At 38.5% G+C, this 11,386-nt stretch carries 8 protein-coding genes; all 8 read left to right on the forward strand.

All coding sequences use genetic code 11. The features are described 5' to 3' along the window. The first annotated feature begins 156 nt into the window (after positions 1–156). The 8 genes from tssK (at position 157) to tssE (ending at position 11,286) form a co-directional block, all read left to right on the forward strand. On the forward strand, positions 157–1,551 hold the full coding sequence (tssK, locus tag QAI40_RS14870) for a type VI secretion system baseplate subunit TssK (RefSeq protein ID WP_299983417.1): 1,395 nt from the start codon (positions 157–159) through the stop codon (positions 1,549–1,551). A gap of 14 nt (positions 1,552–1,565) precedes the next feature. Then, positions 1,566–2,237, forward strand: coding sequence for a DotU family type IV/VI secretion system protein (locus tag QAI40_RS14875; RefSeq protein WP_299983415.1), 672 nt, complete (start codon positions 1,566–1,568; stop codon positions 2,235–2,237). Positions 2,238–2,360: 123 nt separating this feature from the next. Continuing rightward, complete coding sequence (locus QAI40_RS14880) at positions 2,361–6,665, forward strand: type VI secretion protein IcmF/TssM N-terminal domain-containing protein (protein ID WP_299983413.1); 4,305 nt, start codon at positions 2,361–2,363, stop codon at positions 6,663–6,665. A 9-nt stretch (positions 6,666–6,674) separates the two neighbouring features. Further along, on the forward strand, positions 6,675–8,216 hold the full coding sequence (gene tssA / locus QAI40_RS14885; RefSeq protein WP_299983411.1) for a type VI secretion system protein TssA: 1,542 nt from the start codon (positions 6,675–6,677) through the stop codon (positions 8,214–8,216). Between the two features lie 31 nt (positions 8,217–8,247). After that, the gene (gene tssB / locus QAI40_RS14890) at positions 8,248–8,733 is read left to right on the forward strand and encodes a type VI secretion system contractile sheath small subunit (protein ID WP_299983409.1); all 486 of its coding nucleotides are present in this window, start codon (positions 8,248–8,250) and stop codon (positions 8,731–8,733) included. A gap of 13 nt (positions 8,734–8,746) precedes the next feature. Further along, on the forward strand, positions 8,747–10,234 hold the full coding sequence (gene tssC, locus QAI40_RS14895) for a type VI secretion system contractile sheath large subunit (protein WP_299983407.1): 1,488 nt from the start codon (positions 8,747–8,749) through the stop codon (positions 10,232–10,234). 24 nt (positions 10,235–10,258) lie between these two features. After that, positions 10,259–10,738: an Hcp family type VI secretion system effector gene (locus QAI40_RS14900; protein WP_299983404.1), complete on the forward strand. Its 480-nt coding sequence runs from the start codon at positions 10,259–10,261 to the stop codon at positions 10,736–10,738. 107 nt (positions 10,739–10,845) lie between these two features. Beyond that, positions 10,846–11,286 (forward strand): type VI secretion system baseplate subunit TssE, encoded by a 441-nt coding sequence (tssE, locus tag QAI40_RS14905; protein ID WP_299983403.1) that lies wholly within the window; start codon positions 10,846–10,848, stop codon positions 11,284–11,286. The last annotated feature ends 100 nt before the right edge of the window (positions 11,287–11,386 follow it).

Genomic DNA, 11,386 nt, shown 5'->3' on the forward strand with positions numbered 1-11,386 from the left:
CCTACAGGTTTTGAACTCAGATTCGATACTCGGCCTGATTTTATTGGATATTTTTACAAAAATCGGTAAAAATGAACCTACAACTGTCGAACACGAGTTCAGATCTAAAAATAAACCTGATATTAAAAAAGCATGAAATAAAAGGAATAATATTGGATGAATAAACCGGGAAAACCTATCTTTTGGCACCAAGGGCTTTTCTTGCAGCCCCACCATTTTCAGCAAAATGACACTTTTATAAAATCTTTATTTACACCCCATAACCATTATCATACTCCTTTTTTTTGGGGGTGCGGTCAGATTCGCATTCAGGATGCATCGCTTTTGCAGCGGCTAATAGAGATTGAAAAATGTGAGCTTATTTTTCAGGATGGTACTTGGGTAAAATATCCCGAAAACGCGGTGATCCAGCCTCGATCCTTTGAAGACTTATCCTTTGATGTTGAAGGCGATACGCCGGTTACAGTTTATCTGGGAATTAGAAAATGGAATAACTTTGATAAAAATATAACATCAATAGATTCAAGTGAAAGCATTGATTCTGTTGGTACCCGTGGTGTTTCCTTTGTCGAGCCTGAAAGTGTAAGAGACATTCATGCCGGTGGAGACCCGGTAAATATTCGAAAAGTAGATTATAATCTTAAAATTTTTTGGGATCACGAGATTGACAAGTTTAACGACTATTTAATGATTCCTGTGTGCCAGCTTGAGTTGAAGGATGAAAGTGTCGGTTTGTCAAGATCATATATTGCACCAACATATGTTATTTCAGGCTCGGATATTCTGATGAAGATACTGAAGAACTTACGGGAAAATATTATTTCTCGCTGTAGGGTATTTGAGTCCTATAAATTTTCCCAAGGACTCACCTCTGATTTTGACGCCCATTTTTTACCCCATTTGCTGGTTCTAAGCGCTCTTAATCGATCACTGCCCCTCTTGAATCATATCATTGAACTTGAGACCTTTCATCCCCATGCAGTTTATGGTGCCCTAAGACAGATAATTGGAGACTTAAGTACGTTTACGGATCGGATAAATGCTCTCGGGCAGTTGAAGGATGGAACTTTTCTGCTGCCAGAATATGACCATGGACATCTTTTTAATTGTTTTAATGAAGCGCAGATATTGCTTGGGGAATTGTTAAAAGGAATTTCTATTGGTGGAGAGAGCATTTTCAGCATGACGAGAGAGAATGACTATTTTACTGCCCGGCTCCCGGCAGAAGAATTCAGAGATTCTTATATGTACTTCCTTGTATTAAAAAGTACGGCAGACTCAGATCAAATCATCAATGATATGCATAATATAATTAAAATGGGAATTCCCCAAAACATTGATAATATGATTGCAAGGGCCCTTCCGGGAGTCCCTGTTAAACATCGACTGGTGCCTCCGCCGGGAATGCCGAAACGAGCCGGTTCATATTATTTCAGGATCGATTCAAAACATCATTTATGGGAAGAGATAAAACATTCTGGGGATATTTCTCTTTTTTGGGACAATGCACCTGAAGATACATCAATTGAAATTGTGATTTCACAAATATGAAAGTGAGTTGATCAATGAAAATTTCATCTGTGGACTGTGTGACGGAATTGCTGGCATACACGTATCATCTGGTGGACCAACTGCAAACCCAGTCAGTAGAGTATGACCAGGTCTCCAACAACTATCATCAACTGATCCAGCGGGCTAAACTACGGGCTAAATCAGCCGGAATTCCTAAGGATCGATTTGCCCAGGCGTTATTTGCCATATTTGCCTGGGTAGACGAGACTATCCTGGAAACCGGCTGGAAACAAAAAAATGAGTGGATTAAAAACTCATTACAAAAAAAAATTTATAACACCACCAGTGCCGGAACTGAGTTTTTTGCTGAGATTGAAAAGTTTGGTCCAGATGATAAAGATATCTTAGAAGTATATGATTATTGTCTTGCATCCGGTTTTAAAGGGTGTCTGTATAAATCTTATCATCAGGAAAAACTTGATGGAATTAAAATAAATATACGGAAAAAAATAACAGACGGTGGGGATTTCGATACGCCCGATATTCTTTTTCCTGAAGCGGGTGATATTGAATTTAGCAAACGGTTGAAACGGAAAAGATGGAAAGGTTTATCAAACTTTTCATCTATTTTAGTTCTATTCCCCATTTTATTGTTTTTAATGCTCTACTATTTTTTTAACGAACGATTGATTCAAATGGTTAACGACAGCGGTTTGCTGCTGTAACGGAATGAATTTTTTATATAAATTGCGAACTTTAAAAAAATGAAAAAAATTTTAAAATTTTTATTTTCTTGTTTTATTTTCTTACTTTTTTTAGGTTTATTATTTGGAATCGGTTATTGGGCAATGGAGATTAAGGGCTGGCCATGGTGGATATCCATTGTTCTTGTTGCATCCTGCGCGGGAATTTTGTTTGGGTATTTTGCCATAAAAAAGCTATTGATAAGACGCAATGAAAAAAAATTCGTTCAAAAGGTCATCAATGAAGAAGAGGCTTTTCCCCGGGAAGATACCGACAATACTCAATACAACCAGAAAGAAGCAGAAAACCAGTGGAAAGACTCCATTGCCAAACTCAAAAAATCGCATTTAAGAAAGTTTGGTAACCCCTTATATGTCCTGCCATGGTTTGTCCTAATGGGTGAATCCCGCTCAGGAAAAACCTCTGCCATAAAAAATTCAAACTTGGATTCAGCTCTTACCGATGTCAGTCAGGCAACGATCATCTCCGGTACGAAAAATTGTGACTGGTGGTTTTTGGAACAAGCTATCGTATTGGACACAGCAGGGCGATACACCATTCCCATTGAAGAAGACAAAGATAAAAAAGAATGGGGATTATTCCTTACACTTTTATCAAAATATCGGAAAAAAGAACCTATAAACGGTGTGATCGTGACCGTGGCCAGTGATGCGCTTTTAAATGAAGATGACACCCAATTGAGCGATAAAGCAAAGTGCATCCGTCAACGAATTAATCAGATGATGCGTGTTCTGGGAGCGAAATTCCCTGTTTATTTGTTGGTTACAAAAATGGATTTAGTAAATGGGTTTACCGATTTTTGTGATCATATACCTGACCAGAGAGGAACTCAGGTCATGGGGTATGCCAATCCAATCGATCAAACAGATGGCATGAAGGTTTTAGAAAAATGTATGACAACGATTTTCAGGCAGATAAGAAACCTTCGATCCATTTTTATCCACAACCGAATCAACAATTTTGCTATTGCCTTTTCCAATGAATTTATGAACTTAAAACCCGGGTTGGAATCTTATGTCCAGTCTCTATTTGGAGATGATATTTACCAAGCCACTCCACTTTTTAGAGGAATTTATTTTTCCAGTGCCTGTAGAAAGGGTGAACCTGGATCAGGATTTTTAGAAACCACAGGGATCAAATACAAAAACGATGCCTCTTTGGATCGGAACAAGGGCTTTTTTCTTAGAAGTTTTTTCAGTGCTATTTTACCCAAAGACAGAAATGTTTTTATGCCGCTTTCCGAATTTTTAATGTGGAGAAAAAAAACGCTGAGCCTTGGAATATTTTCATTTATTTTAATTTGCTTTGCCATGAGTGGCATTTTAGCGTTTTCTTATTTTAATAATGCAAAAGCCTTAAATAATTTGGATACCGGTTTTTTTAAAAGCAAACCCATGGTATCCAATACAACCGACCATATCCTTATCTATGACAGACAACGATTTGAAATAGAAAGGCTGGAAACCAATAATGATGGCTGGATTCTTCCCCGACTGGGCCTGAATCAAAGTCTTATGCTTGAAAAAAAATTAAAACAAGCATTTGTGAATGATGTTGGAAAGAACCTCATAGATCCAATGGATGATCTGTTTTTTGATAAAATTAAAACAATCAATTCTATGACACCCTATGGAGATATCGTTGGCAGAGCGGTTTATGCAATTCAGAGGATTGGTATCCTTAAAAAATCAATTCAGGATAAATCTTATTACAATAAAAAAGAATATGAAAAAAGTATCCGTACCTTATTTCCCACTCTTGATCCTGATATATCAAAAACTGTTACCGCAAATTACGCCAGTACCTATTATTCTTATCTAACCTGGAATGATGACCACACCGACTCTGTTAGAAAACTAGGCGAATTCCAAAATGCTTTGTCACAGATTGCTGTTAATAGCGATAATTTTGACTGGCTTTTAAGCCACTGGGTCTGTTCAACATCTGATGTTGAAATTTTTTCCTTTTTGAAAGGATACCAAATCAATACGTCTATATTGGATTCAAAGGCTCATATTAGAGGCGCTTTTACTCGGTCTGGACGTGAAGAAATCAAACAATTCATTGGAATGATTCAAAAGGCGTCTACTGAGCAGGAAGTGTTTTTGCAAATGGAGAACGATTTTTGGGAATGGTATGCAAAAGAATTTTACCGGGCATGGTTTGACTTTGCAACTGTATTTCCTTCCGGTAGGAACTGGAAAACGCTTGTTGACAATTGGACAGATCTTGGAACATTAATGACGACGGGACAAAACCCTTATTTTCTCCTATTGGAAAAAATGGCCCAAGAGTTTGAATGGTTTAAGTCCCAGATTGATCTTGAACCTTCATGGGCAAAGACTGTGGTCACTCTCAAAGAGATCAAATATCTTGCAGAGACAGAAGTTAAAAAAGAAAAGGGTTCCTTTTTAGCTAAACTTTCCCTTACAAAAGAAAAAATTACGGAAAAGTTTGAAAAGTCATCTAAAAAAATCTATGAGCAAACTGGTAAGAAAGATGTGGCTGATCTTGAATATAAAATGAGGTTTTCGAAAGTATGGAATAAGTATCTGAACAGTCTTTCAACTATTTCATCAGCAACATCATATAATGAAAAGTGTTTTCATATGTTTGCAGATTTTTTTAAGGCATTGTCAGATCCGTCTAAACAGGAGGCACCATTTAACCTGACATATGATAATTTGTTAAAACTAAATGCCTTTTTAATGCAGAATGAGACCTCCCCTATTGTTTATGATTTAATTAAAGGACCGTTCGATTTTTTGACGACATACGGTATCCATCACAGTATGGACTATCTACAGAGTAAATGGGAAGAGATTGTATTAAGTGCATCCTATAGTATCGATCCTGAAAAGTATTATTCCATTATGTTTGATAAAAGTTCCGGTATAATCTGGCAGTTTGTGAATGATGAGGCATCCGCGTTTGTCGGACAGAACAAAACCGGTTTTTTATCTAAAACAGCCTTTGAGCTAAAACTTCCGTTCAGCAATCAATTTTTTAAATTATTGAATAAGGGAGAGCAACTAACCCTTGAACAGCAAGATGAATATGCAGTTTCAATTACCACACTGCCAATCAGCGTAAATAATGAGGCCATGATCAGACCTTATTCCAATACACTTTTTATGGAATGTGCCGATGAAAAAACAGAACTTTTAAATAACAATTTTCCTGAAACAAAAAAATTCGCTTGGCGGCCCGATACGTGTGGTGATGTTCTTTTGCAAATTCGGTTTGAGGAATCAACACTCCATAAAAAATATAAGGGCCGACTGGGGTTTGCACAGTTCTTATCCGAGTTTAAAGACGGAACAAAAGTATTTAATGTAGCCGATTTTCCAGAGTATAGGGGATATTTAATCAACAACAATGTAACCGATATAACGGTTTCATATGATATCAACGGCATAAAACCAGTACTCGATTTTTTAGACAGACGTCCACCTGTAATACCGGATGTTATCTTTAGAAATTATAAATCCAAAGGTAGCAAATTTCCACTCGTCAAAAAAGAAACTAAGGCGGTAGAACCACCCAAAGTCAAGGGACCCATATCTCCTGCAATTCAATTTAAAGATCGATATACCATTGCAATGGAAACACTTCCCATGGGCGTGAACGAGTCTGCCCAGTTGAAGCCTGTGGCAGGTATTATGTGGATGAAATGCAATGAGAAGGTGATCCGTTTTGAAAATAATAATTATCCTGAATCCATCACATTTGACTGGGAACCTGAAAATTGCGGTAAGGTTCTAATTATTATTCAGTTCCCGGAAATTAGTTTGTTAAAGGAGTATCAAAACTTTTATGAGTTTGTAAAAGATTTTAAATATCAATCCAGAACCTTTTTCAATGATGAATTTCCTGAACAAAAAGAAGCGCTTTTGAAAAAAGGGATCTCATCTGTAACCTTATCCTATGTTTTCAAAGGGGAGCTTCCATTATTAGAAGAAATGCGTGCAGAAAAAGTCAAAGAACCTCAAAAAAAAACAAAGAAAGAGATCAAGGAAGAAACCTGGATAAAACCAGAAGGAAATAAATCAGAAGAAACGATACCGGAACTGTCTAACTCGTCATCTGATAATGTGATTCATTCAATAGACTGGATATCAAAGCAGGATACAGGCCATTACACCATTCATATCATGTTAGGACCTGATAAAGAGGAAATTATTGGCTTTGCTCTAATAAATGGACTGCTTGGCAATACTGCAATTTATCAGAGCAGTTTGAATGGTCAAAATAGATATAATTTAATTTTGGGATCATTTAACACATTTCAAAATGCGCAAAAAGCATTGGTTGCATTATCTGATTCTGCTTCCAGATACTCTCCCTGGATCAGAAAATTTGTTTCAATAAACAAGGAAATTACATAAGAGTGTCGTATGGATATCATTAACTTAGGAAGCACCCCAATATCGGAAGATACCCCTACAGGAAAAGATGTACGATATGAGCCCAGTTTTGAATCTCTTTCACAGGAGATTGGCAAGATGGGTTCCCCTTCTGCCAGTTCCGGTATTAACTGGGATACTGTCATTAATCTATCTGTCCAAATCCTTGAAAAAGAATCAAAACACCTGCAGGTGGCAAGCTATCTGAATTACGGTCTGATTAAAACACAGGGCCTGGAAGGCCTGTATCAGGGTGTCCATATCTTTAAGGGACTTCTGGAAAATTTCTGGGAAACCATGTTTCCTCCCAAAAAACGAATGAAGGGCAGAAAAGGTATTGTTACCTGGTGGGCAGAAAAAATATCTGATTTTATATCGGGTGCTGATCCGGTTATCTGGGAAAAAGAAAAGCGGGATACCCTTATTAATAATTTGGATTTTATTGATGAGTTTTTAGGGGAAAACATGGAAGATGCCCCGCTTTTGATTCCCCTGATAAAAAGAATCAAGGAGACCATTTCTGAAGAAGAAACCATAGACGCGCCGGAGGAAACAGAACAAGAGACAGGAGCTGGCCCGTCAAAAGGACAGCCGGCTACAAAAAAAGGGATTGCTGAACCAATGTTGGATTCTAATACCGATGCCTCGGCCATGCTTGAACATGGATTAAGTATTCTTGGTAAATCCGCATCCGGTCTGAAAAAAAAAAACATATATCAGCCTTTACCCTATCGGCTGAGCAGAATTACAGCATGGGCAACCCTTGATAAACTGCCCGCAGCAACGGGTGGAAAAACAATGATCCCCCCGCCGGATGACCAGATTATATCTGCAATAACAGGGCTATATGATTCAGGTAATTGGGAGGCTCTGGCTGATTCATGCGAAGGGAGAGTCGGACAATTTCTTTTCTGGCTGGATTTGAGCAGATATGTAGCCGAGAGTATGGAACAAATGAACCATCCCGAGGTTACCCGGGTAATTGAAGCTGAAACAGCATTGTTTGTTCAAACATTGAAAGGAATTGAAAAGCTGTCATTTTCCGATGGGACACCCTTTGCCGACGCTGCAACCTTTGAATGGATAAAGCAATTGAACTCCAAAGATGCAGGCAAGACCGATACCGGTGATGCAGAAGGGACTGACGGCATCAATCAAATCATTTCACAACAAATGAGTGTTGCACAACAACTGATTAAAGAAAAACAATTGGATAAAGCCCTCATGCTTTTTCAAGAACATCTGTCAAAAGCCGTATCAGAACGGGAACGGTTTTTATGGAAAACAGGACTGTGTCAGTTATTGATCAATTCAAAACAGCTAAAAATAGCTGCATCCTATATTGATGATATTTTAGAAAATATTAATAAATTTAATTTGGAAACATGGGAGCCTGAAAATGCCATTAAAGCCTTATCTCTGGTTTTAACAGGTCTCAGGCTTCAAAAAAACGATCAGCATGAACAATTGATTGAAACAGTCATTAACAGGATTTCCATGCTTGATCCAGTAAAGGCTTTACAAATTGTTTGATTTTTATAAACCAGTAACAAGGAGGTGATCTATGGGTAAAGAAGCGTCAGTAGCACCAAAGGAGCGGGTTAATATTACTTATAAACCTGCCACGGGAGATGCAAAGGAAGAAGTGGAACTTCCCTTGAAAGTTTTAGTTATGGGGGATTTTACCATGGCAGAAGATGAAACGCCTATTGAAGAAAGAACGGCAATTAATATTGATAAGGATAATTTTAACGATGTCCTGGATTCCTACAATATTACTTTGGATGCGGTTGTCGACAACAAACTTTCTGCGGAACCTGATGAACAGATGGCTGTTAAACTGAATTTTAACAGTCTTAAGGATTTCGATCCTGATGCCATTGTTGATCAAGTTCCTGAATTAAAAAAACTGGTGGAATTGAGAAATGCACTTAAGGCAGTTAAAGGCCCCCTGGGAAATGTTCCTGAATTCAAGAAAAAACTTAATGAACTTGTTAAGGATGACGGTGCAAAGGAAAGAATTCTAAAAGAATTAGGCGTTGATGAATAAAGGAGATTTAATAATGGCAAAAAAAGAAAAAAAAATAGAGGGACAAGAAGAGGTGTCTACCACGGAGGAGCTGTCTCTTCTGGATGAAATTGTTCAGGCAACACGCCTGAAACCAAATCAGGAAGGTTACGAGACCACAAAACAGGGTGTTCAGGCGTTTCTTGACGAGCTTCTCAAACCTGAACGTGCAGGCATAAAAATAAGCAAAGATCTGATTGATGAAATGATTTCCAACATTGATTCAAAGTTAAGCCTTCAGATGAATGCCATACTTCACAGCAAGGATTTTCAAAAGCTTGAATCCTCCTGGCGTTCACTGAAATATCTGGTGGATCATACGGATTTCAGGGAGAATACCAAAATTGAAATTTTAAATGCTTCAAAGCAGGACTTGCTGGATGATTTTGAGGATGCGCCTGAAATTACAAAATCAGGGCTTTACCAAACTGCATATACTGCTGAATATGGCCAGTTTGGCGGGCAGCCCTATGGATTGATGGTGGGAAATTATGAATTCGGCCCCGGCCCCCAGGATATTTCGCTGCTCCAGGACATTGCAAGCGTATCAACCATGTCCCATGCGCCGTTTATTTCTGCCGCAGGCTCGCAGTTTTTCGGTCTTGACAGTTTTGAAGGGCTTCCAAACCTAAAAGATCTCAACTCGATATTTGAAGGCCCGCAATACGCCAAATGGCAATCTTTTCGCGAATCGGAAGATTCAAGAAACATCGGGCTTACCGTCCCGCATTTCCTGCTGCGGCTTCCTTATGGTCAGGACACTGTTCCGGCCAAGAGTTTTGATTTTGCCGAAGATGTTACAGCGGGCAACAATGATTTTCTCTGGGGCAATGCTGCATTTACGTTTGCATCCAGAATGACGGAAAGCTTTGCAAAATACCGCTGGTGCGCCAATATTATCGGTCCCCAGGGTGGTGGAGCTGTTGAAGATCTTCCTCTTTATCAATATGAATCAATGGGGGGGATTGAAACAAAGATACCCACAGAAGTCATGCTTTCGGAAAGAAGAGAATTTGAGCTGGCTGAGGAAGGATTTATTGGCCTTACCATGAGAAAAGGAAGTGACAATGCTGCTTTCTTTTCCGGTAACTCCGTTCAAAAACCAAAGAATTTTGGCAATACCAAAGAAGGAAAAGCTGCCGAGTTGAATTATAAACTTGGCACACAACTTCCCTACAACTTTGTAGTGGGCAGGCTTGCCCACTACATGAAAGTGATTCAAAGGGAGAATATAGGTACCTGGAAAGAAAGAGGAGAGCTTGAAGATGAGCTGAATAACTGGATCAGGCAGTATGTTTCTGACCAGGAGAAACCAGGACCGGGTGTAAGAAGCAGAAGACCATTGAAAAAAGCACAGATAGAGGTTTCAGATGTTGAAGGTGAACCCGGCTGGTACAGGTGCTCTCTTAAACTTCAGCCCCATTTTAAATATATGGGAGCTTCATTTACTCTATCTCTAGTTGGAAAATTGGATAAAGCATAATTCTAATTAAAGGAGGACAGCATCATGGCAATGACATCTTATTTAACAGTAGAAGGGAAAGAACAAGGTGCGATCGCAGGAGACTGTACACAGACTGATAAGGAAGATTCAATTCTGGTGTATAGTATAGATCACAAAGTGGAAATTCCCCGGGACACCCATACAGGGCTTCCCACAGGACAGCGTATTCACAAACCTTTACAGATTATTAAACATAAGGACAAAAGTTCACCACTCTTATTCGGGGCCTGCAGTAAAGGTGAGCAAATGGCGGTTGAACTCAAACAATACCGCATCAATGAAAAAGGAGTTGAGGAGCATTATTTCACAATAAAACTGGAAAATGCCATTATTGTTGAAATGCAGGAATACAATCCATTGACCTTTCTTGAGGAGAACAAACCTTACAAGGATATGGAATCCGTGCTCTTCACCTATGAAAAAATCATCTGGACATATGAACCTGATGGCATTGAAACCGAAGATTCATGGAAAGGTGCCTGATCGTTATAATTTCATGGTATGTCATTAATAAATCAAACTGCAGGTTTTGAATTGTATTATTTCTGATTTGAGATCTGTAGTTTAACACTTTAAAAATGGTATCTGTCATGTATGAGCTCACATTGCTTGAGCGCATTGAATCCCTTGAATCCGAAGAAAAAGAGATTGAAGAAACCAGTGCTGAAAAAGAGATGCGCTCAATTATCACTCACTTGAGAAAACTTCTCAACACCAATAAAGGCAGTGTTGAGATTGCCCAGGATTATGGCATGCCTGATATGACTGTTTTTGCAGGGGGCGGGGTGACAGAGACCATAGAAAAAATTGAAAAAGCAGTTCTTGAAGTGATCAGAAAATATGAAAAGAGATTATCAAAGGTGAAAGTGAAAATAGAATCCAATAAGGGCGATGTTTTGAATATTAAATTTAAGCTTGAAAGCGTTCTGGCAAGACAGGAGAATAGGCCGGTTTTTCTTGAAACATCTGTCCAGCCCGGAGGAAAAATAAACATAAATAGAGTACCAAGAGGAAATCAAGCATTATTTTGAATTTATTTTCAGGCCATACTCTCCCCATCCGATTTAATCGGTTTTTAAAAAACATGCATGAGACCGACTTAAATTTTAAAATCATAGATTCTCAAAATTT

It is taken from the genome of Desulfobacula sp. (assembly GCF_030611305.1).
Taxonomy (GTDB): Bacteria; Desulfobacterota; Desulfobacteria; order Desulfobacterales; family Desulfobacteraceae; genus Desulfobacula.